This window comes from Corynebacterium sp. HMSC077D03 (genome assembly GCF_001808545.1).
GTDB lineage: Bacteria > Actinomycetota > Actinomycetes > Mycobacteriales > Mycobacteriaceae > Corynebacterium > Corynebacterium simulans.
The window spans coordinates 1-308 of record NZ_KV793709.1; the positions used below are offsets into that span (position 1 = coordinate 1).

Here is a 308-nt window from a genome sequence, read left to right on the forward strand (position 1 = left end):
GCAACCGACGTAGCTATGCCAGAGCTCGGCGAGTCCGTCACCGAGGGCACCATTACCCAGTGGCTGAAGTCCGTAGGTGACACGGTCGAGGTCGACGAACCACTCCTCGAGGTCTCCACCGACAAGGTCGACACCGAAATCCCATCCCCAGTCGCCGGCACCCTCACCGAGATCCTCGCCGACGAAGACGACACCGTCGACGTCGGAGCCATCATCGCCCGCATCGGCGACGGCAACGCTGCCCCTGCAGCTTCCTCCGAAAAGGAAGAAGCCAAGGAAGAGCCAAAGGCCGAAGAAAAGGCAGAGCC

1 protein-coding gene is annotated in these 308 nt (G+C 62.7%); it reads left to right on the forward strand.

The genetic code is table 11. The features are described from left to right. A partial coding sequence (locus HMPREF2888_RS12285) for a biotin/lipoyl-containing protein (protein ID WP_305764051.1) occupies nucleotides 1–308 on the forward strand: 308 nt, incomplete at both ends.